Origin of the sequence: Roseovarius nitratireducens (assembly GCF_002925845.1) — a bacterium.
Lineage (GTDB): Bacteria > Pseudomonadota > Alphaproteobacteria > Rhodobacterales > Rhodobacteraceae > Roseovarius > Roseovarius nitratireducens.
This window is the reverse complement of record NZ_PDNI01000043.1, coordinates 20,243-44,801: the sequence shown is the minus strand read 5'-3', so window position 1 is coordinate 44,801 and position 24,559 is coordinate 20,243. Positions and strand designations below refer to the sequence as shown.

Sequence of the window (24,559 nt, the reverse complement as noted above, 5' to 3'; positions counted from 1 at the left end):
AGCGTCACTGAACAAAAAAACGCCGACAGGGGGGCGTGACATTGACCAAGTTCATCCTGCGCCGCGTGGGCGTCATGCTGCTCACGGCGCTCTGCCTGACCTTCATCGTCTTTTTCCTGACGAATCTCTATCCCAACCTCGAAAAGCTCGCCAAGACGCAGGGCAATTTTCGCATGACCGACGAGGAGGTAGCGAGCTATCTCGGGCGCAACGGCTATCTGCAGCCGCTGCCGGTGAAATACGGGCAATGGCTGGGCGTCCTGCCGGGCTGGACGCAGGAGGGTCGGGACGGCACCCTGCGCGGGCGCTGCATCGACCAGGACACGCCCGCCGCCGACGCTCCGCGCTTTTGCGGAATCCTTCAGGGCGACTGGGGCTATTCCACCGTGTTCCGCACCGAGGTGAGCGGCATCATCGGCGAGAAGCTGGGGCTGACGGGGCGGCTGATGCTGTGGGTGATGCTGCTGATGGTGCCCTCGGCGCTGATCCTCGGGGTGATGGCGGGGATGCGCGAGGGCTCGCGCACCGACCGGACGCTCTCGACTTTCGCGATTACCACCACGGCAACGCCAGAATACGTCTCGGGCGTGCTGTTCATCGCCATCTTCGCCAGTTCCGCCGTGGGGCTCAAATGGTTCAAGGGCACGGCGACGAGCGCGATGGAGAATCCATCATTCGAGAATTTCTTCCTGCCGGTGTTGACCATCGCGCTTTACGGCATGGGCTATATCGCACGGATGACGCGCGCCTCGATGGCCGAGGTGATGACCGCGCAATACATCCGCACCGCCCGGCTCAAGGGGGTGAGCTTTCCCAACATCGTGCTCAAGCACGCGCTGCGAAACGCGCTGATCGCGCCCTTCACGGTCATCATGCTGCAATTTCCCTGGCTCCTGAACGGGGTGGTGATCGTCGAGACGCTGTTCAACTACAAGGGCTTCGGCTGGACGCTGGTGCAGGCGGCGAGCAACAATGATATCGAGCTGTTGCTCGCGGTGTCGGTGGTCTCGGTCATCGTCGTGCTGGTGACACAACTGATTTCCGATATCGGCTACGTCTATCTCAACCCGCGCATCAGCGTGACCTAGGAGGCTGCCATGGACCTGCTGAGCTGGGGCGAAATCATCCTGCGCATCCTCGGGCAGTTCACGCCGGTATGGATCGCGCTCATCGTCACCTTCGCGCTGTCGGTTACCTTCAAGCGGCGGCTGGGGCTCTACGGCAAGCTGTTTGACAGCCCGATCGGCATGGTGGGCTTCGCGCTCGTGATGTTCTGGGTGTTCACCGGCATCCTCGGCGGCGGCTTCGACATGATCACCACCCATGACGTGCTCGACCAATCCGCCTCGATGAAGAACAAGGTGCCCGGCACCCCCTATACCAAGATGATGGGCGAGGCGGCGGAGGGCGCCTATCCCTATTACCTGCTGGGCGGCGATAACCTCGGGCGCGACGTGTTCAGCCGCATGGTGGTAGGCGCGTGGGAGGTGATCAAGATCGCGCCCTTCGCCAGCCTCTTTGCCTTCATGGTGGGCATCACGCTGGGCCTGCCGGCAGGCTATTATGGCGGGCGGCTCGACACGTTCCTGTCCTTCCTCGCCAACCTCATCCTCGCATTCCCGGTGATCCTGCTCTTCTACCTGCTGGTCACGCCCGAGATCGTGCTCACCGGCATCCCGGTCTACATGGCAGCGGTGCTCTTCATCTTTCCCATCGTGTTCCTGGTGCTCTTGTGGAACTCGCGCTTTCACACGCAGCCCAGAACACGCAACATCTACGTCGGCATCACGCTCGTGGTGGGGCTGTGGCTCTACTCTGGCATCGCGTGGAACGCCGACCCGCTTGGCCTGATCGGCTTTCCGCCCAATTTGCTGGTGGTGTTCGTGGCGGTCGTGTTCGTCAACTCGCCCACCGTGTTCCGCATCGTGCGCGGCCTGACCATGGACATCAAGACGCGCGATTACGTCGCCGCCGCGCAGACCCGCGGCGAGGGGCCGTGGTACATCATGCTGTGGGAAATCCTGCCCAATGTGCGCGGGCCGCTTCTGGTCGATTTCTGCCTGCGCATCGGTTATACCACGATCCTGCTCGGCACACTGGGCTTCTTCGGCCTCGGCCTCAGCCCAGAGAGCCCGGACTGGGGCAGCACGATCAACGAGGGGCGCAAGCTCCTGTCGCTCTACCTCCACCCTGCCCTGCCGCCTGCGCTGGCGCTGCTGAGTCTCGTGCTGGGGCTCAACCTGCTGGCCGACGGGCTGCGAGAGGAAAGCCTGCGGGATTGACGGTATGTGTAACGTGAGAGGATATAGGCAAGCCAATAACGATACGCTTTCGCATATCATCTTTGTAGGTGCTTGCCCAGGCAGAATGGAAGGCGAGGATAACCGACCATTTTCTCCAAGAGGGCGCGCAGGAGCTTCGCTGCGAACACTGCTTTCAGTTTTGCATGATCACTACAATGAGACATTTAGATCAGCATGCATTGATGATTATTCACTCGCTAATGCACATACAAAAGTAAGAGTGAGAGGCACACCATCACTTAAAGAGTTGCGCGATCCTGATAACTTGGAGAGACTCAGAAGGATTTTTAATTCCCACTCCGATACAATACTCATCGCGCTTGGCAAAGACGCGGAAATCGCATGCAGAGAAGTCGGAAAAGAGCCGTCAGTAATTTACCCTCATCCAACCTCGCGTAAAGTAAACAAACCACGCAGAGGATCTTGGGAAAGAAATTGGAGATACTGGGTTGAGACAATAAACAATCCCTTTCTAGGTGGGCCAAACCAATGAATGTTGACAGTCAGCAGCCGATCCTCGAGATCGACAACCTGTCGATTTCCTTCTTCACCCGGCTGCGCGAGATACCCGCGGTGATGGATTTCTCCGTCTCGGTGCAACCGGGCGAGGCTGTGGGCCTCGTGGGTGAATCGGGCTGCGGCAAGTCCACCGTGGCGCTGGGCGTGATGCAGGACCTGGGCGTCAACGGACGCGTCGTCGGCGGCACGATCCGCTTCAAGGGCCGCGACCTGGGACAGATGAGCGCCGCCGAGCTGCGCGACATCCGCGGCAACGAGATCGCGATGATCTACCAGGAGCCGATGGCCTCGCTCAACCCGGCCATGAAGGTGGGCCGTCAACTGATCGAAGTGCCGATGATCCACGAGGGCATATCGGAAAAAGACGCCTGGGCGCGCGCGCTGGAGGTGGTGAACGATGTCAAGCTGCCCGACCCCGAGCGAATCCTCAAGAGCTACCCGCACCAGCTCTCGGGCGGCCAGCAACAGCGCATCGTGATCGCCATGGCGCTCATGTCCAAGCCTTCGCTCCTGATCCTCGACGAGCCCACCACCGCGCTCGACGTCACGGTCGAGGCGGCGGTGGTGGAGCTGGTCAAGGATCTGGGCCGCAAATACGGCACCTCGATGCTGTTCATCAGCCACAATCTCGGGCTGGTGCTGGAAACCTGCGACCGCATTTGCGTGATGTATTCCGGCGAGGCGGTCGAGACAGGCAGCATCAAGGACGTGTTCGACAAGATGCAGCACCCCTACACGCAGGCGCTGTTCCGCTCGATCCCGCTTCCTGGCGCAAACAAGAACGAACGGCCGTTGAAGGCAATTCCCGGCAACTTCCCGCTGCCGCACGAGCGCCCGCCGGGCTGCAATTTCGGGCCACGCTGCGATTACTTCAAGGCAGGGCTGTGCGACGCGGGCGATATCCCGATGGCGGTGATCGAGGGCGACGACCGCCATTTCACCCGCTGCGTGCGCTTTGCTGACATCGACTGGCACGCCCCGGTCGAGGCGATGGCGCAACACGAGGCCAGAGAACCGGGCCGTGTCGTGCTCAAGATGGACAAGCTCAAGAAATACTACGAGGTCGCGGCCAACGCGCTCTTCGGTGGCGGCGGTGCGACCAAGGTGGTCAAGGCCAACGAGACGCTCAGCTTCGAGGCGCGCGAGAGCGAGACGCTGGCCATCGTGGGCGAATCGGGCTGCGGCAAATCCACCTTTGCCAAGGTGCTCATGGGGCTGGAGACGGCGACCGATGGCGAAATCCTGCTCGACAACCGCAATATCGAGTCCACCCCCATCCAGAAGCGCGACACCCAGACCGTCGCCGATATCCAGATGGTGTTCCAGAACCCGTTCGACACGCTCAACCCGTCGATGACCGTTGGCCGCCAGATCATCCGCGCGCTCGAGGTGTTCGGCCACGGTGCCACCGATGCCGAGCGCCGCAACGAGATGCTGCACCTTCTGGACCTCGTCAAGCTGCCGCGTGAATTCGCCGACCGGATGCCGCGCCAGCTCTCGGGCGGGCAGAAACAGCGCGTGGGCATCGCCCGCGCCTTTGCCGGCGGCGCGCGCATCGTGGTGGCCGACGAGCCGGTATCGGCGCTCGACGTCAGCGTGCAGGCGGCGGTGACCGACCTGCTCATGGAAATCCAGCGCGAGCACAAGACGACGCTGCTGTTCATCTCGCACGACCTTTCGATCGTGCGCTATCTCAGCGACCGGGTGATGGTGATGTATCTCGGCCACGTGGTCGAGCTCGGCACCACCGACCAGGTCTTCTCACCGCCCTACCACCCCTATACCGAGGCTCTGCTGTCGGCGGTGCCCATCGCAGATACCAGCGTGGAAAAGACCCACATCGTGCTCGAGGGCGACGTGCCCTCGGCGATGAACCCGCCGCCCGGCTGCCCGTTCCAGACGCGCTGCCGCTGGAAATCCGAGGTCCCCGGCAACCTTTGCGAGCGCGAAGTGCCCCCGGTGCGCGAGCTCGCCCCCGGCCATCAGGTGAAGTGCCACCTCTCCGAGGAGGCGCTCGCGCGGATGGAGCCGGTGATCCGCATCGCCGCAGAATAGCGCGCCGCCCCGTCCCCCTGGCGAAACCGCGCTCAGCCCCGCCGGATATCCGCGCCAAGCGCCGCCATCAGCGGCTCGAAGACAGGGAAGGACGTGGCAATCGGGCTGGCGTCATCGACGCTGACGGGGCTTTGGGCGGCCATACCCATCACCATGAACGACATGGCAATGCGGTGGTCTAGATGGCTGGCGCAGGTCTGTCCGCCCGGCACATTGCCATGCCCGCGCCCCTCGACGATCCACCAGTCGGGGCCATCCTCGACCGCGATGCCACCTGCGCGCAGCCCTGCCGCCATCGCCGCGATCCGGTCGCTTTCCTTGACGCGGAGTTCCTTGACACCGCGCATCACCGTCCTGCCAGTGGCAAAGGCCGCGACGACCGACAGCACGGGGTATTCGTCGATCATGCTGGCGGCGCGTTCGGGCGGCACCTCGACCCCCGACAGGTCGGGCGAGAAGCGCGCGCGCAAATCGGCCACCGGCTCGCCGCCTTCTTCGCGCTCGTTCTCATACGCCAGATCGGCCCCCATCTCGCGCAGCGTGGTGAAAAGCCCCGCGCGCGTCGGGTTGAGCCCGATATTGGGCACCAGAACGTCCGAACCCGGCGTGATAATCGCCGCACAGACCGGGAACGCCGCCGATGAGGGGTCGCGCGGCACCACGATGCTCTGCGGACGCAGCTCCGGCTGCCCGGTCAGGGTGATGACCCGGCCCTCCTCCGTCTCCTCCGTCACGATCTGCGCACCGAACCCCGCGAGCATCCGCTCGGTATGGTCGCGCGTCGCCTCACGCTCGATTACCACCGTCTCGCCCGGCGCATTGAGCCCTGCGAGCAGCACGGCCGATTTCACCTGCGCCGACGGCACCGGCACCTCGTAGCGCACCGGCACCGGGTCGGCTGCGCCCACCACCGTCATCGGCAGCCGACCGCCCGCGCGCCCCACCGCCCGCGCACCGAACAGCGCCAGCGGATCGGTCACCCGCGCCATCGGGCGCTTGTTGAGGCTCGCGTCGCCGGTAAAGGTGGCGGCAATGGGCGATGTCGCCATCGCCCCCATGATGAGCCGCACACCGGTGCCCGAATTGCCGCAATCGATCACCTGATCCGGCTCGGCAAAGCCGCCCACACCCACGCCGTTCACGCGCCATGTGCCGTCCGCGTCGCGCGTCGCCTCGGCCCCGAAGGCGCGCATCGCCTTGGCCGTGTCGAGCACGTCATCGCCTTCCAGAAGCCCGGTGATGACCGTTTCGCCCACCGACAGCGCGCCCAGGATGAGCGCGCGGTGCGAGATCGACTTGTCGCCCGGCACATGCGCCGTGCCGGAGAGCGGCCCGGCGCGGTGCGAGGTCATCGGGATAGGGATGCCGTGGCCGGACATGGGCGCGCTCCGCGAAAGGAAAATCGCCTGCCTGATAGCGCAGGCAGGCGACCGAAGTCCATCGCTCTCGGGTCGAGATCAGCCCACGTCGAATTGCAGCGGGCGGATCTGCTGGAACTTGCCGGTTTCGTGCAGTGCCGCGATCGCCGCATCGGGCACCGGCACGTCCACGTATAGCAGCGCGATCGCCTCGCCGCCCGCGTCCGACCGGCCAAGGGTGAAGTTGGCGATGTTGACGCCGTGCTCGCCCATCGTCTGGCCCAGCGTGCCGATGATGCCCGGCACGTCCTCGTTGGTGGTATAGACCATGTGCCGCCCGATCTCTGCGTCGATATTGATGCCCTTGATCTGGATAAAGCGCGGCTTGCCATCGCTGAACACGGTCCCCCCGATCGAGCGCTCGCGCTTGTCGGTGACCACGGTGATCTTGACATAGCCCTCGAACGCGCCGGACTTGTCCTGCTTGGTGGTGCTGATCTTGACGCCCCGCTCCTTGGCCACCACGGGGGCCGAGACCATGTTCACCTCGGGGTTCACCGATTTCATGATGCCCGCCACGGCGGCACAGGTCAGCGCCTCTAGGTTCATCTCGGACGCGACGCCGTCATAGAGGATGTTGATCGCCTTGATCGGCTCGTCGGTCATCTGCCCGATGAAATTGCCCAGGTGATCCGAGAGCTTGATCCACGGCCCCATGATCTTGGCCTCCTCGGCAGTGACCGAAGGCATGTTGAGCGCGTTGGTCACGGCCCCGGTCAGCAGGTAATCCGACATCTGCTCGGCCACCTGAAGCGCGACGTTCTCCTGCGCCTCGGTGGTGGCCGCGCCGAGATGCGGTGTGCAGACCACGTTAGGCAGCCCGAAGAGCGGGTTATCCACGGCGGGTTCCTCGGCGAAGACATCGAACCCCGCGCCCGCCACATGGCCCGATTTCAACAGGTCGGCCAGCGCATGCTCGTCCACCAGACCGCCGCGCGCACAGTTGATGATGCGCACGCCCTTCTTGGTTTTCTCCAGGTTCTCGCGGCTCAGGATGTTGCGGGTCTGGTCGGTCAGCGGCACATGCAGCGTGATGAAATCCGCGCGCTTGAGCAGCTCCTCAAGCTCGACCTTCTCCACCCCCATCTTGTCGGCCTTCTCCTGGCCCAGGAACGGATCATAGGCCACCACCTTCATCTTCAGCCCGCGCGCACGGTCGCAGACGATGCCGCCGATATTGCCCGCGCCGATCACACCCAGCGTCTTGCCGGTCAGTTCCACCCCCATGAAGCGGGATTTTTCCCACTTGCCCGCATGGGTCGAGGCCGACGCCTCGGGTATCTGCCGCGCCACGGCGAACATCATCGCGATGGCGTGCTCGGCGGTGGTGATCATGTTGCCAAAGGGCGTGTTCATCACGATCACGCCCTTCTTGCTGGCCGCGACCTTGTCGATATTGTCGGTACCGATGCCCGCCCGCGCGATCACCTTGAGATTGGTTGCGTTGGCGAGGATCTTCTCGGTGACCTTGGTGGCCGAGCGGATGGCCAGACCGTCATAGTCGCCGATCACCTCGGCCAGCCTGTCCTTGTCCTTGCCCAGGTCGGGCTGGAAATCCACGTCGATGCCGCGGTCGCGAAAGATCTGCACGGCGGTTTCAGAGAGTTTGTCGGATACGAGAACCTTGGGAGCCATGTGTCTGGTCCTTTGATGAAACATTTGGGGGAAAGGCCCGAATTCCTCAAAGGAATTCGGACCGATTTCTTTTCAAGAAATCGGCGTCACGCCGTCTCTGACAGCGCCACGATCTCGGCCTCGTAGGCCCATTCGATCCACGGCATCAGCGAAGCGACATCCGTGGTCTCGACCGTGCCGCCGCACCAGATGCGCAGTCCCGGCGGCGCGTCGCGGTAGGCGCCGATGTCATGGGCCACGCCCTCGGCGTCCAGCCGCTTGACCACCGCCTTGGCGAAGGCAGCGCCGTCGGTGATGCGCCCATCGGTGAACTTGAGGCACACGGATGTATTGGACCGCACCGCCGGATCGGCGGCGAGAAAGGCCAGCCAGTCGTGGTTGGTGACAAAGGCCTGCACGGCGGCGAGATTGGCGTTGGCCCGGGCGCGCAGACCCTCGAGCCCCCCCACGGACCGTGCCCAGTCGAGCGCGGCGAGGTAGTCCTCCACCGCCAGCATCGAGGGCGTGTTGATCGTCTCGCCTTTGAAAATACCCTCGTTGAGCTTGCCACTCTTCGTGAGCCGGAAAATCTTGGGCAGCGGCCAGGGCGGGGTATAGCTTTCCAGCCGCTCCACCGCGCGGGGGCTGAGGATCAGCATGCCGTGCGCCGCCTCGCCACCCAGCACCTTCTGCCAAGAGAAGGTGGTGACATCCAGCTTGTCCCACGGCAGGCGCTGCGCAAAGGCGGCGGAGGTGGCATCGCAGATCGTCAGGCCCTGCCGGTCGGGTTTGATCCAGTCGCCGTTGGGCACGCGCACCCCCGAGGTGGTGCCGTTCCATGTAAACACCACGTCGTTGTCGGTATCGACCGATGCAAGGTCCACGATCTCGCCATACTCGGCGGTTTTCACCTGCGCCTCGAGCTTGAGCTGCTTGACCGCGTCGGTCACCCACCCTGCGCCAAAGCTCTCCCAGGCGAGCATTTCCACGGGCCGCGCGCCCAGCAGCGACCACATCGCCATCTCCATCGCGCCGGTATCCGAGGCGGGCACGATGCCAATCCGGTAGTCGTCCGGGACGCCGAGTATCTCGCGCGTGCCGTCGATGGCGGCCTTGAGCCGCGCCTTGCCCACGGCGGCGCGATGCGAGCGCCCGAGCGGCGCGTCGGCCAGCATATTTACATTGTATTCGGGGAACTTGGCGCAGGGGCCAGAGGAAAAACGCGGATTTTCCGGCCGCGCGACCGGTTGTTCAATAGCCATTTCTGCTATCCTTCCAGATAAGCGCCCCTCGTTGGGGAGGGGTGTCCCACGGACGCCTCTACAGAAACCCCTTAAAATCAGCAAGTCCTAAAGCATCTTGCCCTGCGGGTTCTGGCGACTTGTCGCAGAATGAAACGGGAACATTCGGGACCAAGTGGCACAAAACTGACACAGGATGTTCGCGGATTGTTGCTGCGAGGGCGGCGGCATGAGCGGGCGCGTCGGGGAAATCGCGGCTGGCCGTAAATGTGACACGGATCAAATCGCGGCTGGGTGTAAATCTGGCAGGGCGCGCGGATACATCAGCGATTATCGGCCCTACGCCAAGACCCGCGCGCTCCTTGATCAGGTGCAGGCGGTGCTGGACGAGTATCGTCAATACTGGCCCCTGACCTGTCGGCAAATCTTCTATCGCATGGTGGGGGCGCACGGATACGACAAGAGCGAATCCGCCTATGGCCGCTTGTGCAACCATCTGGCCAATGCGCGGCGGGCGCGGTTCATTCCGTTCGACGCGATCCGCGACGATGGCGTGACGACCTATCGCCGCGATCACTTCGACGACCGCGACGACTTCCTGCGCCACGTGCGCAGCATGGGCCGGAGATACACCCGCAACAAGCTGGCAAGCCAAGAGCTTCATATCGAGGTCTGGTGCGAGGCGGCGGGCATGTTGCCCCAGATCGACGATGTATCAGCACCCTTTTCAGTGCGCGCCTATTCGTCGGGCGGCTTCGATAGCCTGACTGCCAAGAAGGATTTGGCTGACCGTATCGTCAGGATCGAGAAACCCGCGATCATCCTGCACCTGGGCGACTATGACCCGAGCGGCGTTTCGATCTTCGATAGCGTAGCGCAGGACGTGACTGCCTTTGTCGAGGCCGACCGGCCACACGGGCACGTGACAGTGGACTTTCACCGTATAGCGCTGACCCGCGCGCAGGTGGCCGAATACGATCTGCCCACCGCACCAGCGAAGGCGAGCACTCATTCCAAGAACTGGAACGGCGGCACGTGCCAGCTTGAAGCACTGCCCCCCAACATCATCGCGGACATTCTCAAAGAGGCGCTTTGGCAGCACATCGACCCTAGCCAATACCTTGAGGATTGCGAGGCCGAGAAGGCCGACCGCGAACAGATAACCCAGCTGCTTTTGCCAGCGAGTTGAACACCACCGCGCCCCAGCATCATGGGCGTGGTGCTGGAGCGTCAACCCACCGGAGCAGACCGGCCAGACCGGGCATATCCTCAACCCGCCCTAGCTTCTGACCGCTGAGCGAAATCAGCGGGGAGGTTGCCGGTCCTCTGTCCATCCCGGCCCAAGGTGATCTGGCCCGCCCCATCGGAAATAGCGGGCAATGAACAATCAAATCCCGGCTCTGGTGTCCCCATTCCAACCGGGTCCGTGGCGCGGAAGCCCCGTGAGGGTCCAACGCCGTGGCAACCGAGAGCACCGGAATAGACCCCCGGTGAAGTCGGCCCACGGTGGTGCAGCCCTAGAAAATGCACCGGCAGACACGTCGAGAGGCGTGGCCCGCGAGGGCGAGGCAACCGAGTATGCGGCCCGAGCGGCCCCGGATGGTCCCCGGCGTGGCAACCCTGAGCCCAGGGCATACCACGGCAGAAAGGGGGAGAGGTGTGTCTATTCGCATTTGGGGTATTATAATACCGCAATCCATGATAGAACACACCGTGAACGCTCACTTATCGAGGCGGCACCATGTTCAACATCGACGATATGCTCATGTGCAAGCGCGGCGGGCATTTCCGCGTGGAGGTCGCACCTTCAGGCCGGGCCGTGATCACCGTTGATCGACCGGGCGAGCCGCAAGAGCACATTCTCTGCGTCAGCCCCGGCCATGCCAACCAAGCCCGGATGCAGCTGACCGATGAGGGACTGACCGGCTACGTCAGCGCCGCGAGGTAAGCCATGGCGCGTGCGCGGCCTGTGGTCCTCACCTTATGCCCGGCTTGCCCACTACGGCAGCGGCAACCGCAAGGGCACGTTCTGGCGCGACGATGCGGCCGCACAATGGCGACGGATCGTGCAAGAGGCCGTGGCCGAGGCCAAGAGGGCGCATCCATGAGCGGTTTGGTCCCAATGCCCGGCGTTCTGTCGTGGGGAGGTGTCGCGGTGCGGGGTGTTCCTTTCTCTCTCCGAAAAATTCGGGGGAAAAATAATGGCTAGGGCATCGAAAGAGGCATCGGCGGCGCTGCGGTTTCTGTCACGATTGACGGTGCCCGAGGGGCGGCGGGCTGGCCGCAAGCTGCGGCTGGCGAGTTTTCAGAAAGACTTTGTGCGCGGTGCTTTTGCCAAGGATTGCGCGGTGGGGTGCCTGTCCATCGGTCGCGGCAATGCCAAGACGGCGCTTTCGTCGGGCATCGCTCTTGGCCACCTCATGGGCGAAATCGCGCCCCAGCCGAAACGCGAGATCATATTCGCGGCGAGGAACCGCGATCAGGCAAAGACGGCGTTCGGATTCCTGATCGGGTTTATCGAGGGTCTGCCCGAGGAGGAGCAAGAGCAATTCACGATCCGGCGCGGGTCCAAGCTGGAGGTGGAGACGGCAGAGAACGGCGGCGGGCTGGCGCGCGTCATCGCGGCGGATGGCAAGTCGATCCTCGGGGGGGCACCGACGCTGGCCATACTTGATGAGCGGGCCGCATGGGAGCGTGAGAAAGGCGACAATCTGGAGAACGCTATCTTGTCCGGTCTGGGCAAGCGCGATGGCCGGGCGCTGATTATCTCGACCAGTGCCCCGGATGATGTGAACACCTTTTCGCGGTGGCTTGATGAACCGCCCCCCGGCACCTTTGTGCAGGAGCATCGGCCCGAGCCGGGCCTGCCCCCTGACGATCTGGAAAGCCTGCTGGTGGCGAACCCCGGCGCGCGTGAGGGCATAGGTTCATCGCCCGAATGGCTGGTGGCGCAGGCGCGGCGGGCCATAGCGCGGGGCGGGTCTGCCCTGTCGAGCTTCCGCAATCTCAATCGCAATGAACGTGTCGCGTCCGATGATAGGTCGGTGCTGATCACAACGGATGAATGGCTGGCCGCTGAGGTCGCGCCGGATGCTCTGCCCCCGCGTGAGGGGCCGTGTGTCCTGGGCGTCGATCTGGGCGGCAGTAGGAGCATGTCTGCGGCAACGCTTTACTGGCCCGAGTCGGGACGGGTGGAGGCACTGGGGGCATTCCCCGGCACCCCCGGCCTTGCGGATCGTGGCGCGGCTGACGGCGTGTCGAGCCGGTATTGCGAGATGGCCGAGCGCGGCGAGTTGATCACCATGGGCGAGGCCATTGTGCCGCTCGACAAGTTTCTGAGCGCGGTGGTGGCGCGTCTCGACGGGCAGGCGCTGGCCGCGATTGTCGGAGACAGGTTTCGCCATGCCGAGTTTGTGGACGCGCTGCGCGGGGCCGGTCTGGAGCGGGTGCCCTGCGTCTGGCGCGGCATGGGATGGCTCGACGGCGCGGCGGATGTTGAAGGATTCCGGCGGGCGCTATTCGAGCAAAAGGTGCGCACGGTGCCGTCGCTTTTGCTGCGCTCTGCCTTTGCGGACGCGATCACGCTGATTGACCCGGCGAACAATCACAAGCTGGCAAAGGGCAGATCGACGGGCCGGATCGACGCGGCGGCGGCAACGGTGCTGGCCGTGGCGCAGGGCGCGCGGATGCTGGCCCGGCCAGCGGCAAGAGGAGGCCGGATAGCATGGGCATGAAGGACGCGGCATCGCGGATCATCGCGCGTTTCGGGCAAGCGGGCACGCTGCGCCAGATCGTCAACACCGGCCCTGAGTGGGCACCAGTCCAGACCGAAGTTGATACGGCAATCACGGTGGCGGTTGTCGATTATGCGCAAGAGGTGCGCGACGGAACGCTCATTCAAAGCGGCGATCTGCGGGCGCTGGTGAGCGTCGAGGGCCTGAGCGTCACCCCGACAACGGCGGACAAGCTCATCGTCGGCGGCGTCGAGTATGTCATCGCGCGGGTTTCACCGCTGGCACCGGACGGCGTGGCGCGGTTCCATGAATTGCAGGTGCGGACATGAGGCCCCGTTATGATCGGCACGGGGCCAAGGTCTACCGCGATAAGCGGTGGCCAGCTCTGCGCCTTGCCGCCAAGCGGCGGGACGGCTGGTGCTGCGTCCAGTGCGGCTCACGATATCGGCTGGAGGTCGATCATATCAAGCCGGTGCGCGACCGCCCCGATCTGGCCTTCGATCTGGACAATTTGCAAACGCTCTGTGGCGTCGATCACGGACGCAAGACACGGCTGGAGGCCGGGCATCCCGAGCTTTCCCCCGAGCGCCAAGCGTGGCGCGATCTTGTCGCTGACATGCGGCGGAACCCTTCGAGCAACATAGGAGAATGACATGCTTGAGAGTGTGAAAATCCAGCGTCGGCAATCGGAAATCCGATCCGCGCTGGCCGAGCTGGTCGGCAAGGAAAGCCCGGCCGAAGATGAAACCCGCCAGATGGAGACGCTCGACGGCGAGTATCGGGCAAATGAGACCCGCTATCGCGCGGCTCTGGTGGCCGAGGACACCGAACGCCGCGAGGCCGGGGCCGATCTGGAGACCCGCGAGGGCCGGGAATGGGATGATCTAGTATCCGGTTTCGAGCTCCGGCAGGCGGTGTTCCACCTGGACGAGGGCCGCGCCTTCACCGGGCGCACTGCCGAGGTGATCGAAGAAATGCGCAGCGCCGGCGGTTATCGCGGCGTGCCGATTCCGCTGGCGGCGATGCTCGAAACCCGCGCGGGCGAAACGATTGCCTCGGGCACGCCTGACCCGGTGCAGACCATGCCTATCGTTGACCGGCTGTTCGCGCAGACCGTGGCCGGGCGCATGGGAGTTGCAACGATCAATATCGGCCAGGGCGAGCGAGAATATCCCGTGGTGTCGTCCAGCATCGCGGCGGGCTGGGCCGATGGCGAGCTCGCCAACGTGGCGGGGCCGACCGCCTTTACCACGGTGGACAAGTCCCTCGCCCCCGATAGCAATTTCGGGGTGCAGCTGCGCATGTCGCGCAAGGCGATGAAGCAAAGCGGGGCCGGGCTGGAACAGGCCATGCGGCGCGACATGCTCAACGCCATGCAGGTGGGGCTCGACAAGGCGGTGTTCCTCGGGACCGGGGCCAACGGCCAGCCGCTGGGCATCATTCCGGGGAAAACGACCTACGGGATCACCGAAACCGACGCGGCGGCGGCGGCAACCTACTCGCTGTTCCGGGCGGCGGCGATCCGCTTCATGCTCAACAATGCAGCGGCCAGCCCGGCGGATGTGCGGCTCCTGATGCGGCCCGAGGTCTGGGGCGATCTGGACGGCGCAATTTTCGATAGCGGCTCCGGCATCACCGAATGGGACCGCCTGTCGCGGGCCATGCCGAACACCGTCACCACGTCCAACGCGCTCGACGCTCCGGCGGGGTCGCCTCTTGCCAGCACGGCGGTGATGAGCACCACGGCGGGCGGGCTTCCCCCGGCCTTCATGGCGATCTGGGGCGGCATTGACCTGATCCGCGACGTCTACACCGACGCGCAATCGGGCGGGCTGCGGATGACGGGGATCGTGACGGCGGATGTCACCGTGCCGCGCGGGTCTCAGATCGAGATCATCACGGGCATCGAATAATGCTCTGGGGTGGCGTGGCAGGCGGCGGGCTTGAGGTCCGCCGCAAGAAAGGTGGGGGCGTCCGATTGGCCGGGCGCTTCCCCTACAATTCGCGTGCGGTCCTGTCGGATGGCGGCAGGACCGGCAGGCCGCGCAAGGAACAATTCGCCTCGGGCGCATTCCGGCATTCCATCGAGACAATGCAGGAGGTGCACCTGCTGGTGGGGCACAGTTTCGACCGGCCCCTTGCCAGCCGCGGCGCGGGCACCCTTGAGCTGACCGATACACCCGAGGCGCTCACTTTCGCGGCGGATATTGCCTCGGAATTGGAGGATGTGTCCTACGTCCGGGATGCTCTGGCGCTCTTGGCCGTAGGGCAGATTGCCGGGATCAGCCCCGGTTTCAGGATTCCGCCCGAGCGGACGGTGCCCAACGCCGAGACGGTGGAGGAGGAAGACCCGGCTGAGGGTAACGCGCTGATCCGCACGATCAACGAGGCGATCCTGTTCGAGCTGTCGCTTGTGACACGTCCGGCCTACTCGGAAACGCAAATCGAGGCGCGCAACTGGAGCCTCGCACCGCAAGCTCGGATATTCACGCGCAAGCGTCATGCAATCGAGAGGTGGCGGTGATGGATATTCTCAAACGACAAGAGGCGATTCCGGCCAGCTATCCTGCAACCCCGGCGGGCTTGTCAACGGCAGCGGCGGCGCTCGACGCTGACATGATCTGGCAGCGGATCGAAAGCTACATCGCGCACCGCTGGACCGAGCGGCAAGTGATCTGGACGGTGGAAGGGCCGGGCGAGTTTGTGCCCGATCTGACCCCGGCGACGATCACGGCGCAAGAGGTCTGGGACGGCACGGCATGGATCACGGCCAGCCTTGATGCGTCATTCATGGGCGGCGTCGTGCTGGCCGGTGATGGCCCCTACCGGATCACGGCGGACGTGGGCGGCGGCACGGTGCCTGCGGCGGTGGACGAGGCGTTTATCAGGCTGGCCGGTTATATGGCCGACGTCTCGGATCGAGCGGGCGTGTCGAGCTATTCGGTCGGCATGGGCGGCGCTATCGAGGAAAGCTATCAGCGCAACCCGGCATGGATGGCGCGGGCGATGCAAAACTCAGGCGCGGGCGATCTGCTGCGCCCATATCGGAGGGCGTGACATGGGCCTACTCGACATATTCAAACGCAAGGCCGAGCCTGTAGAGCAACGGGCCATGGGCACCGGCTTCACGGCTGAGGTGCTGACCGCGCGTGAGGCGTATATCTCGGGCACCCGAGGCATCGGGGAGCTTACGAGCACCGTGCAAAGCTGCGTGTCGCTCTGGGAAAACGGGCTTTCGCTGGCCGATGTAGAGGGCACCGATCTACTCGACCGGCGAACGCTGGCAATGGCCGCAAGGGCGCTGGCACTGCGCGGTGAAGCGGTGTTCGTGATCACCGATCAGGGGCTGGTGCCAGCATCCGATTGGGATTTGAGCACTCGCAACGGCAGGCCGCGCGCCTATCGTCTGAGCATCCCCGAGGTAGGAGGTGGCAGGAGCGAAACCCGGCTTGCCGCCGAGGTGCTGCATGTCACCACGGGCACCGACATTGCAGCCCCATGGGCCGGGCAGGCACCGCTGCGCCGGTCGCAGCTCACGGCGGCAACGCTCGACGCGATCGAGCGGGCGCTGTCGGAGATTTACGCGGATGCGCCTATCGGTTCGCAGGTCGTGCCCATGCCTGAGCAACCGGATACAGATAACGCGACGCTGGCCCGAGGTTTTCGCGGGCGGCGTGGTCGCGTCCTGTTGCGTGAGAGCGTCACCGTCACGGCGGCGGGTGCCCCGGCCCCGCAAACCGACTGGCACCCGCAAGACCTGACGCCCGATCTGGACCGTGCCAAGCTGGGCGAGGCGCTCACGGCTGCGCGCGGCGCGATCTGCATGGCCTATGGCATTCTGCCGTCGCTCATGAGTCCGAACCTTACCGGGCCGCAAACTCGCGAGATACAACGCCAGCTCGCCACGTGGACCTTGCAACCTATCGCCGGACTTATCGCGCAAGAGGCAAGCGAAAAGCTGGGCCAGCCGGTCCAGATAGACGTGATGCGCCCGCTCCAAGCCTTCGATGCAGGCGGGCGTGCCCGCGCGGCGGCGGGGATCGTCCAGGCGCTCGCGATGGCGAAAGAGGCGGGCGTCGATCCTGACACGGCGATGAAGCTGGTGGGGTGGGGCGATGAGTAATGGCCAAAGCAGAAACCAAAGCGAGAGAGGCCGAGCGGGGGCGTCTCGCAAAGCAGCGCGCGGATGCTCTGGAGGAGCGTCTCGCCAATGCCATGCGGGCCGCGTTCGCCTCGGGGGAGATTGCCTATATTGGCGGGCTGGAGGGGCCGCTGCGCCATGGCATCCGGGCCAGCCTGTGCCTTTCGGGCTGGAATTGGTTCGACGCTGACAGGGCCGCGCAAGCGACGGTGGAGGGCGCGCTGCGCAGGGTCCGTGCGGTGCGGCCAAGCTGGTATGAGGGCCAGCCCGAGCACACCATACAGGCGGGAACGCTGATCGAGCGGACGCGGTGTATCAGGTGCCACAACCCCCTGCCCGAGGGGCACCACAAGTATTGCGGGAGGCTCTGCGCCAACGCGCATTTCAAACAGATGGAGAACCTTCGGAACGGGAGCGAGGAAACGGTTGTGCGGGTGGTGACATGGAACCTCTAGACATGCGGCCCCGTTGCATCATCTGCGGCGTCGATATGTGGCCATGCAAGGCCAACAAGGTCTATTGCAGCCCGAGGTGCATCCGGGCGCACAACACCATGCTGGAGCGCGAGGCCAAGGCCGAGGCGCTCAAGGATCGTCGGTGCGAGACCTGCCACGCGCTCATGCCCGTAACCATGCGGGCCGATGCGCGGTGGTGCAGCAAGGCGTGCAAGAATGCGGTGCCGCACTACTACCGGGGCACCCGCACCTGCGGCTGGTGCGGCGGCTCTTTCCGGGCGGTGAACAAGGATCAGGTGACGTGCTCGCTCAGCTGCGGCCAGCGGCTCCGGCAGAGTAAGCGACGGGCCAAGGGGTGATCGGTCAATTTCCACCCTAGGCTATCAACCTTCACAATCCGAGGTCTGACTTTGCCATCTGATGAATGCGGTTGAGCTCTTCCTTCGGCAAATCCAGAATCGCTAAGGCTGCGCTTACCTCACTAAGAGCAATATTTGCAATTTTCCTTACGTCTTCAGCGTTCCATGGCGAGTTGTCCAACTTGATGGATTCCTCGACGGTTGTGAGTTTTATCATCAGCGTCATGAGAATATGGGCCAAGTCTTCACTGCTCTGGCCGCTTAACGAAATGGTGTGTTGCATTCGTGCATTTCCTTTTGTGCCTTTGGTTTTTCTTCGTCTCGCGCCAAGGGTCGAGCGTATGTCCCAAGTTGGGACAGACGGGGAAGCTATTCATCCCGAAGCTTCACGCCGGGAATAAGCCCGTCTCTAATGTCGTCGTCAGAAATTCCGCGCCTCTTGAGTATATCGGTTACGAACGCCTCAACTTCATCCTTTGGGACGTTCTCAAGCATGAATTGAATCAATGCTTCATCCCTCTCTGACAATCGCGGCGCGGGATACTTCTCTTCAAGCGTGGCAACGATCTCGGCATTCATGCTGCGATTATTCGCCTTCGCAGCTGCCTTCACCCGATCCTTCAGGTCGGGCGGCATCCGTAGACCATAGGGCGGCTCTTGCTTAGGCGCTGAGTCTGACATGGTTTCTATTAGTAGAAAAAATCCCTTGCACGCAATGCCTACTAATAGTAGTTTTTTGAGAGACTACGGAGGCGACCAATGACGCAACAACTCAAACCCTACGGGCTGCGTATGCCCGACGATCTGAAAGACCAGGTGAAAGACGCGGCGGCGCGTGAGGGCCGTTCCATGAATGCGCAGATCGTCCAGCACCTGCGCGAAATCTATCAGCCCAGCCAAGAGGAGACGGCGGCATGAGCGATCAGACACTTTCGACGATGGGACATGACGCCTGCAAGCTGGCTTCCATGCTTGAGGGGTTGGACGTTCTCATCAATGAGGCCGATGGTGATCGGGCGGACCCCATCGTGAGAATGGCGAGAAATGCCCTGCCCCCGATGATTGAAGCTCTGATTGCCAAGGCGTGGCAGCTGCAAGAGGGTATCGAGTTTTACGAGAGGCAGACCAAAAATCTCGAAACCGAGCCCCAAGAAGTGAGCAACTGACATGCCCAGCACCCGCGCCGCTCTGCTTCCCGATCACGTCACGCCTGCCGATCTGGCAGCGCATATCGACGTTTCCGAGCGGGAGTTGCGAAGGCTGGCGCGGGCGCTTGGGGCTTGCCGGATCATAGGAAAAGCCATGATCCTGTTGCCCGAGGACGTGGAAACCATTCTGGAGGCGTCGAGGCCATGCCAATCGAACTCTACAAGCGCGGCGACTTCTGGCACTACCGAGGGACAGTTTCCGGACGGCGACTTCGCGGCTCTACAAAAACGACTGACAGAAAAATCGCGGAGCGGATCGCGGCAGAAATCGAGCACAAGGCGTGGCAGCGTCGTTTCGATGGACCGGGCGCGGGGCTGACCATGTCGCAGGTGTTCACCGCCTATCTGGACGCTCAGAAGCCCGAGAGGTTCCTGTTGAAGCTGGCTGAGCACTGGAAGGATACACCAGTTGAACAGGTTCGGCCCGAGACGATCCGGCAGGCGGCGCGGCGGATATATCCTCATGCCACGGAGCCGACATGGAATCGGCAGGTGATCAAGCCCACGCAGGCGGCGATCAACTACGCGGCGGAATTAGGCTGGTGCCAGCGTATATCCGTGAAGCGGTTCACCGAAAATCCCGAGACGAAAACACCGGCCACAATCGAGTGGGTTCTCGCCTTCCATGAGCAGGCCAAGAGCGACGGGCTACCGCACCTTGGCGCGCTCTGCATGTTCATGTTCGGCACCGCGGCGCGCGTCGGGGAAGCCTGCCGCCTGACGTGGCAAAATGTTGATCTAGCCGATGCGACTGCAACGCTGCACCTGTTGAAGCCGACGCCATGGAGCCGCACCGCGCATCTGCCGCCTGACGTGGTGGCCGCGATTGCGAACATCCCTTCCAACCACAAAATTGACGAGCTGGTGTTCGGCTACTCGGGCCGGGGCAGTGTCAGGGGACCATGGAACAACGTGTGCGAGCGGGCAGGCATCGAGCGGCTGACCCCGCACTGTTGCCGCCATGGGTTCGCCACGTCCATGTTGCACTTGGGCTTTGACCCCAAGACCGTGGCCGAGCGCGGCGGCTGGAAGGACGCGACCACGGTTCTGCGCACCTATGCCCACGCCATGAAGGACCGCACCGTCACCAATGCCCTGTTTGGCACAAAACTGACACAGGGCGTGATCGCGGATGATGTAAGAGCAGGAAAAAGAAAGGGAAAATCGCAATGACTGCAACCCCTCGTTGGGAGGGGTGTCCCACCGACGGGATTACGGCCAAGCGAGGCCTTTCGCAAGTGCAGAAATGACGCTAGAACGCCGCTTGAGTGAAAAAATGCGACACTGCGCGTCTACGACCGGAAACTGCCCCCATGTTCACAGCCACCCTGATCGCCGCCGCCGGGGCGCTCGACCCCGCACTTGTCCATGCGCTCCGCGATGCGTGGGGCGGCGGCGACGCAATCTGGCTCGCCCCCGACGAGGCGGCGGAATTTGCCCTGCCCCACCTGCCCGGCAACCGCGCCGAGGTCTGGCGGAACCTACAGGTTCAGGGCGTGGACCTTGTGGTTCAGCCCGCCGAGGGGCGACGCAAGAAGATGCTCCTCGCGGACATGGACAGCACCATGATCCGACAGGAATGCATCGACGAGCTGGCCGAGGTGGCGGGCGTCGGCGCGCATGTCCGCGACATCACCGCGCGCGCGATGAATGGCGAGCTGGATTTCGAGGGCGCTCTGCTGGAACGGGTCGCTCTACTCAAGGGCCTGCCGGAGACGGTGATCGCCGAAGTGCTGGAACAGCGGATCACGCTCATGCCCGGCGGCGCCGAACTGGTCGCGACGATGCGCGCGCATGACGGCCACGCAGCGCTCGTTTCAGGCGGGTTCACGGCCTTCACGGAGGCGATCGCCAAGCGCCTCGGCTTCGACGAGCACCGCGCCAACACGCTGCTGGCGGAGGACGGGCGGCTCCTCGGTGATGTCGCCCGGCCCATCCTCGGGCGCGAGGCCAAGGTCGCGGCGCTGGCCGAGATCACCACGCGGCTCGGGATATCGGAGGCGGATGTGATCGCCGTGGGCGACGGGGCCAACGACCTCGGCATGCTGGACCGCGCGGGGACGGGCGTGGCGCTCCATGCCAAGCCCTCGGTGGCCGCGCAATGCGATATCCGCATCCATCACGGAGACCTGACCGCGCTGCTCTATCTTCAGGGTTACGCGCGGGAAGAGTTCGTCGCACCTGACCGGGACGGGCAATAGCCCGCCCCGGCGGGGGGGAACGGAAAGATCAGCCTTCGCTTGACGGCAGGACACCCGCGTCCTGCGCGGCGGCAAACTCTTCCTCGCTGAGCGCGCCATCGGCATTGGCGTCGGCCTCCATGAAGGCGTCTGCCGTGGCTTCAGGCATGGCCTTCTGGAATTCGGACATGGTGACGTAGCCATCCCCATTGGCATCCGCGCTCGTGAACTCGGCCGCCTGCGCGATGGAAGGCAGGGCGAGCGTCAGGGCGAAGCCTGTGGCAAGCGTTGTCTTGGTCATCTCGATCATCCTTTCGTTTCAGGTTTCCAGGCAGCGCCGTTGCGCCACCGTGAGCGGACCATGAAACGCGCCTCGGCGATTGTCGCGATGCACTGAGAAGATCCTGAAAAACATGCGAAAATCAGCCAGAATCGACAAGTGGCATCGGCGGGCCTTCGCTGCCCCGCCGCATCGCGCGGAAAGCCGCGCGCGTGCCTGACCGTGTCAGGCGAACCGCCGCTCGAAATGCCGGGCCGCGCCGGTAGGTGGAACATCGCCGAGGATCGATTCGCCCGACTCAGGCCACCGCAGTAGCAGGCATGATCGCCCGTCCTGATCCCGCGCACGAATGGATAGTGTGGTGATCCACGATGGCGGGATCGAGGCGGAGGTCCTTGGCCGGATCGGCTCCCTCACAGGTCGTAAATATCGGGGGGTCGATGGTAGCGGAGGAGGGACTTGAACCCCCGACACGCGGATTATGATTCCGCTGCTCTAACCACCTGAGCTACTCCGCCGGACCGCGGGCTAGGTATGCCAGCGGTGCCGAAGCGTCAAGGCGGAAAATGCGCGGCGTTAAACTTGTGGGCGCAGCGCGGATGACGCACACTCGCTAGTATGGATGATGCCGCCCCGCCCCCGCTCGACGAGATCGCCCGCCTCATCGGCCCGGCACATGTGCTGTGCGGCGACGAGGCCGCGCGCTGGTCGGGGGATTGGGCAGGACACATGCGCTGGCAGCCGCTGGCAGTGGCGCGGCCCGCCGATACGGGCGAGGTGGCGGCGTTGGTACGGCTAGCGAACCGGCACCTGCTGCCGCTGGTGCCGGTGTCGGGCAACACCAACCTCGTCAAGGGCACGGCGGCCGAGGGCGCACTGATGGTGTCGCTCGACCGGTTGTCAGAGATACGCGAAATCCGCCCGGCGGCGCGGGTGGCCGCGGTGGGGGCGGGGGTGGTGATCGAGGCGCTGAATGCCGCGCTCGCCGCGCATGATCTCATGTTTCCGCTCAGCTTCGGCGCGCGCGGCTCGGCGATGGTGGGCGGGGTGCTGTCGACCAACGCGGGCGGGGCCAACGTGCTGCGCCACGGCAACACGCGCGACCTGTGCCTCGGGATCGAGGCGGTGACGCCGACGGGGGAGGTGATGAACCTGATGGGCGCGCTGCACAAGAACAACTCGGGCTATGACCTGCGCCATCTGTTGATCGGGGCCGAGGGCACGCTGGGGATCATCACCGCCGCGATGCTGCGGCTTGTCCCGCGCCCGCGCGCGCAAGCCACGGCAATGGTTGCGCTGCCCTCGCTCGACGCGGCGCTTGGCCTGCTCAACCGGCTTCAGGACGAGACCGGCGGCGCGGTCGAGGCGTTCGAATACATGCCCGCGAGCTTTCTGCGCGCGCTCCTGAATCGCTTTCCCGAGATGCGCCCGCCGTTTGACACCATGCACGAGGTCAACGTGCTGGTGGAACTGGGCGCGCGGGCGCCGCGCGACGTGACCCCGGATGAGGCCGGGCAGGTGCCGCTCGCCGCGCATCTGGAGGCGGTGCTGGCCGCGCTGTGGGAGGCGGGGCATATCCACGATGCCGTTGTCGCGCAGAGCGAGGCGCAGCGCGCCGAGATGTGGGCGCGGCGCGAGGCGTCGGCATATGTCCTGCGCGCGCGCAGCCCGGTGGTGGAGGGCGATATCGCGGTGGCCACCGACCGTGTGGCCACGCTGGTTGCGCGCGCCGAGGCGGCCTGCCGCGCGCTCGATCCCGGGATCGAGATCACCGGCGTCGCCCATCTGGGCGATGGCAACCTGCATTTCGTGGGCTGGCCGTCGCGCGCTGATCCCGCACTCTGTGCCGAACTGTCACGCGCCGTCGAGACCGAGGCCACGGCGCTTGGCGGCAGTTTCTCCGCCGAGCACGGGATCGGCCTGTCCAAGCTGGGGGCGATGGCGGCGCACAAGGACCCGGTGGCGCTTGAGACGATGCGTGCCATCAAGGCGGCGCTCGACCCCAACGGCATCCTCAATCCCGGCAAGCTGCTGCCCGGCGGCTGACCGGCCTCAGCCGCGCCAGTCGAAGAAGCCGGGCCCCGCCCGCGCCAGCAGCCCCGCGGCCATCTCGGCCCCCAGCGCCGCGCCATCCTCAACCGGGGCGCTGGCGTCGTCGGCGTGGGATTCGCTACCATCGGGGCGCAGGATCTCGCCGCGCAGGCGCAGCGTGCCGCCATCGATCTCGGCCAGCCCCGCGATCGGCGTCTCGCACGATCCGTCGAGCGCGGCGAGAAAGGCGCGCTCGGCGGCGAGGCGCTGGCCGGTGAACGGATCGTGGATCGCCTCGAGCATCGCCGCCACCCGGCTGTCGTCCTCGCGCCGCTCGATGCCGATGGCGCCTTGCGCCACCGCCGGAAGCATCACCTCGGGCGCGATCGCGGCCGTGGCCACGTCGGCGCGGTCCAGCCGGTTGAGCCCGGCCATGGCCAGGAAGGTGCAGGCCGCCACGCCCTCGTCGAGCTTGCGCAGCCGCGTCTGCACGTTGCCGCGAAACTCCACCACCTCGAGATGCGGGTACGCCACCAGAACTTGCGCCCGCCGCCGCAGCGACGAGGTGCCGACGCGTGCGCCCTCGGGCAGGTCGCCAAGGCCGCTTGCACCGGGTGAGACAAACGCGTCGCGTACATCCTCTCGCGGGAGGTAGGTGTCGAGCGTGAGCCCGGCCGGTTGCAGCACCGGCATGTCCTTCATCGAGTGCACCGCGATGTCGATACCGCCCGTCAGGAGCGCATCCTCGATCTCGCGGGTGAACAACCCCTTGCCGCCGATCTCCTTGAGCGGTCTGTCCTGCACCCGGTCGCCGGTGGTCTTGATCACCGATATCTCGAACGCCTCCTCGGGCAGGTCGAACGCAGCCTGCAGCCTGCAGCGCGTCTCGTGCGCCTGCGCCAGCGCCAGCGGCGAGCCGCGCGTGCCGATCTTGAGAGGGCGGGTCGGGGAGGGCAGATCCTGTGTCATGCCAGCGGGTTTAGTCGCGACAAACCGGCGTGGCAAGCGCACCGCAGCTTGA

Annotated in this window: 28 protein-coding genes and 1 tRNA gene; 21 read left to right on the top strand and 8 right to left on the bottom strand. The window is 64.6% G+C overall.

Annotated elements, in window-relative coordinates; translation table 11 throughout:
- Window positions 1–41 precede the first annotated feature (41 nt).
- The 4 genes from CRJ03_RS08470 to CRJ03_RS08455 are packed head-to-tail and all read left to right on the top strand — an operon-like array spanning window position 42 to window position 4,877.
- Window positions 42–1,088 carry an ABC transporter permease gene (locus CRJ03_RS08470; protein WP_104018455.1) on the top strand — a complete coding sequence of 349 codons (1,047 nt, stop codon included), beginning with the start codon at window positions 42–44 and terminating at the stop codon, window positions 1,086–1,088.
- Window positions 1,089–1,097: 9 nt separating this feature from the next.
- Complete coding sequence (locus CRJ03_RS08465; protein ID WP_104018454.1) at window positions 1,098–2,282, top strand: ABC transporter permease; 1,185 nt, start codon at window positions 1,098–1,100, stop codon at window positions 2,280–2,282.
- Window positions 2,283–2,286: 4 nt separating this feature from the next.
- The gene (locus CRJ03_RS20570; RefSeq protein WP_104018453.1) at window positions 2,287–2,796 is read left to right on the top strand and encodes a uracil-DNA glycosylase family protein; all 510 of its coding nucleotides are present in this window, start codon (window positions 2,287–2,289) and stop codon (window positions 2,794–2,796) included.
- Window positions 2,793–4,877, top strand: a complete 2,085-nt coding sequence (locus tag CRJ03_RS08455; protein ID WP_104018452.1) for a dipeptide ABC transporter ATP-binding protein — start codon at window positions 2,793–2,795, stop codon at window positions 4,875–4,877. The genes CRJ03_RS20570 and CRJ03_RS08455 overlap by 4 nt, the downstream gene beginning before the upstream one ends.
- Before the next feature lie 32 nt (window positions 4,878–4,909).
- Here CRJ03_RS08455 and aroA read toward each other — a convergent pair whose 3' ends face one another.
- The 3 genes from aroA to CRJ03_RS08440 all read right to left on the bottom strand — a co-directional run bounded on the left by aroA (window position 4,910) and on the right by CRJ03_RS08440 (window position 9,171).
- A complete protein-coding gene (gene aroA, locus CRJ03_RS08450; RefSeq protein WP_104018451.1) occupies window positions 4,910–6,256 on the bottom strand; it encodes a 3-phosphoshikimate 1-carboxyvinyltransferase in 1,347 nt (448 codons plus the stop codon).
- 78 nt (window positions 6,257–6,334) lie between these two features.
- Entirely contained in the window at window positions 6,335–7,930 is a 1,596-nt protein-coding gene (serA, locus tag CRJ03_RS08445; protein WP_104018450.1) for a phosphoglycerate dehydrogenase, read from the bottom strand.
- Between the two features lie 86 nt (window positions 7,931–8,016).
- Window positions 8,017–9,171: a phosphoserine transaminase gene (locus CRJ03_RS08440; RefSeq protein WP_104018449.1), complete on the bottom strand. Its 1,155-nt coding sequence runs from the start codon at window positions 9,169–9,171 to the stop codon at window positions 8,017–8,019.
- A 208-nt stretch (window positions 9,172–9,379) separates the two neighbouring features.
- Between CRJ03_RS08440 and CRJ03_RS08435 the strand changes: the two genes are divergently transcribed.
- The 12 genes from CRJ03_RS08435 (at window position 9,380) to CRJ03_RS08385 (ending at window position 17,839) form a co-directional block, all read left to right on the top strand.
- Window positions 9,380–10,339 carry a hypothetical protein gene (locus CRJ03_RS08435; protein ID WP_240611616.1) on the top strand — a complete coding sequence of 320 codons (960 nt, stop codon included), beginning with the start codon at window positions 9,380–9,382 and terminating at the stop codon, window positions 10,337–10,339.
- Window positions 10,340–10,891: 552 nt separating this feature from the next.
- The gene (locus CRJ03_RS08430) at window positions 10,892–11,098 is read left to right on the top strand and encodes a hypothetical protein (RefSeq protein WP_104018448.1); all 207 of its coding nucleotides are present in this window, start codon (window positions 10,892–10,894) and stop codon (window positions 11,096–11,098) included.
- A 10-nt stretch (window positions 11,099–11,108) separates the two neighbouring features.
- Entirely contained in the window at window positions 11,109–11,258 is a 150-nt protein-coding gene (locus CRJ03_RS19875) for a hypothetical protein (protein WP_165375286.1), read from the top strand.
- Between the two features lie 93 nt (window positions 11,259–11,351).
- Complete coding sequence (locus CRJ03_RS08425) at window positions 11,352–12,884, top strand: terminase large subunit domain-containing protein (RefSeq protein ID WP_240611615.1); 1,533 nt, start codon at window positions 11,352–11,354, stop codon at window positions 12,882–12,884.
- Window positions 12,875–13,213, top strand: coding sequence for a hypothetical protein (locus tag CRJ03_RS08420; RefSeq protein WP_104018447.1), 339 nt, complete (start codon window positions 12,875–12,877; stop codon window positions 13,211–13,213). The genes CRJ03_RS08425 and CRJ03_RS08420 overlap by 10 nt, the downstream gene beginning before the upstream one ends.
- Window positions 13,210–13,536, top strand: coding sequence for an HNH endonuclease (locus CRJ03_RS08415; protein ID WP_104018446.1), 327 nt, complete (start codon window positions 13,210–13,212; stop codon window positions 13,534–13,536). The genes CRJ03_RS08420 and CRJ03_RS08415 overlap by 4 nt, the downstream gene beginning before the upstream one ends.
- 1 nt (window position 13,537) lies before the next feature.
- Window positions 13,538–14,797 carry a phage major capsid protein gene (locus CRJ03_RS08410; protein ID WP_104018445.1) on the top strand — a complete coding sequence of 420 codons (1,260 nt, stop codon included), beginning with the start codon at window positions 13,538–13,540 and terminating at the stop codon, window positions 14,795–14,797.
- Between the two features lie 65 nt (window positions 14,798–14,862).
- The gene (locus CRJ03_RS08405) at window positions 14,863–15,408 is read left to right on the top strand and encodes an HK97 family phage prohead protease (protein WP_240611614.1); all 546 of its coding nucleotides are present in this window, start codon (window positions 14,863–14,865) and stop codon (window positions 15,406–15,408) included.
- Window positions 15,408–15,941, top strand: coding sequence for a hypothetical protein (locus CRJ03_RS08400; RefSeq protein ID WP_104018443.1), 534 nt, complete (start codon window positions 15,408–15,410; stop codon window positions 15,939–15,941). The genes CRJ03_RS08405 and CRJ03_RS08400 overlap by 1 nt, the downstream gene beginning before the upstream one ends.
- Window position 15,942: 1 nt before the next feature.
- Entirely contained in the window at window positions 15,943–17,007 is a 1,065-nt protein-coding gene (locus CRJ03_RS08395; RefSeq protein ID WP_104018442.1) for a phage portal protein, read from the top strand.
- Window positions 17,007–17,480 (top strand): hypothetical protein, encoded by a 474-nt coding sequence (locus tag CRJ03_RS08390; protein ID WP_104018441.1) that lies wholly within the window; start codon window positions 17,007–17,009, stop codon window positions 17,478–17,480. Before CRJ03_RS08395 ends, CRJ03_RS08390 begins: the two co-directional genes overlap by 1 nt.
- Before the next feature lie 2 nt (window positions 17,481–17,482).
- Entirely contained in the window at window positions 17,483–17,839 is a 357-nt protein-coding gene (locus CRJ03_RS08385; RefSeq protein WP_104018440.1) for a hypothetical protein, read from the top strand.
- A gap of 31 nt (window positions 17,840–17,870) precedes the next feature.
- On the opposite strand, the gene CRJ03_RS08380 is transcribed toward CRJ03_RS08385, so the two are convergent.
- Complete coding sequence (locus CRJ03_RS08380; RefSeq protein WP_104018439.1) at window positions 17,871–18,122, bottom strand: hypothetical protein; 252 nt, start codon at window positions 18,120–18,122, stop codon at window positions 17,871–17,873.
- A gap of 86 nt (window positions 18,123–18,208) precedes the next feature.
- On the bottom strand, window positions 18,209–18,520 hold the full coding sequence (locus tag CRJ03_RS08375) for an Arc family DNA-binding protein (protein ID WP_104018438.1): 312 nt from the start codon (window positions 18,518–18,520) through the stop codon (window positions 18,209–18,211).
- Between the two features lie 78 nt (window positions 18,521–18,598).
- Here CRJ03_RS08375 and CRJ03_RS08370 point away from each other — a divergent pair, with 78 nt between their 5' ends.
- The 4 genes from CRJ03_RS08370 (at window position 18,599) to serB (ending at window position 21,248) form a co-directional block, all read left to right on the top strand.
- Window positions 18,599–18,757, top strand: coding sequence for an Arc family DNA-binding protein (locus CRJ03_RS08370; protein WP_104018437.1), 159 nt, complete (start codon window positions 18,599–18,601; stop codon window positions 18,755–18,757).
- Window positions 18,754–19,005 (top strand): hypothetical protein, encoded by a 252-nt coding sequence (locus tag CRJ03_RS08365; protein WP_104018436.1) that lies wholly within the window; start codon window positions 18,754–18,756, stop codon window positions 19,003–19,005. The genes CRJ03_RS08370 and CRJ03_RS08365 overlap by 4 nt, the downstream gene beginning before the upstream one ends.
- A gap of 186 nt (window positions 19,006–19,191) precedes the next feature.
- Window positions 19,192–20,220, top strand: coding sequence for a tyrosine-type recombinase/integrase (locus CRJ03_RS08360; protein WP_104018435.1), 1,029 nt, complete (start codon window positions 19,192–19,194; stop codon window positions 20,218–20,220).
- A gap of 140 nt (window positions 20,221–20,360) precedes the next feature.
- Complete coding sequence (serB, locus tag CRJ03_RS08355; protein WP_104018434.1) at window positions 20,361–21,248, top strand: phosphoserine phosphatase SerB; 888 nt, start codon at window positions 20,361–20,363, stop codon at window positions 21,246–21,248.
- A 28-nt stretch (window positions 21,249–21,276) separates the two neighbouring features.
- On the opposite strand, the gene CRJ03_RS08350 is transcribed toward serB, so the two are convergent.
- Together CRJ03_RS08350 and CRJ03_RS08345 are read right to left on the bottom strand one after the other, a co-directional pair.
- Window positions 21,277–21,528 (bottom strand): EF-hand domain-containing protein, encoded by a 252-nt coding sequence (locus CRJ03_RS08350; RefSeq protein WP_104018433.1) that lies wholly within the window; start codon window positions 21,526–21,528, stop codon window positions 21,277–21,279.
- Between the two features lie 420 nt (window positions 21,529–21,948).
- Window positions 21,949–22,025 (bottom strand) — tRNA-Met (locus tag CRJ03_RS08345).
- A 100-nt stretch (window positions 22,026–22,125) separates the two neighbouring features.
- Here CRJ03_RS08345 and CRJ03_RS08340 point away from each other — a divergent pair.
- Window positions 22,126–23,553 carry an FAD-binding oxidoreductase gene (locus tag CRJ03_RS08340; RefSeq protein WP_104018432.1) on the top strand — a complete coding sequence of 476 codons (1,428 nt, stop codon included), beginning with the start codon at window positions 22,126–22,128 and terminating at the stop codon, window positions 23,551–23,553.
- Between the two features lie 6 nt (window positions 23,554–23,559).
- Here the strand turns inward: CRJ03_RS08340 and hemC are convergent, their stop codons facing one another.
- Window positions 23,560–24,507 (bottom strand): hydroxymethylbilane synthase, encoded by a 948-nt coding sequence (gene hemC / locus CRJ03_RS08335; RefSeq protein WP_104018431.1) that lies wholly within the window; start codon window positions 24,505–24,507, stop codon window positions 23,560–23,562.
- Window positions 24,508–24,559: the final 52 nt, after the last annotated feature.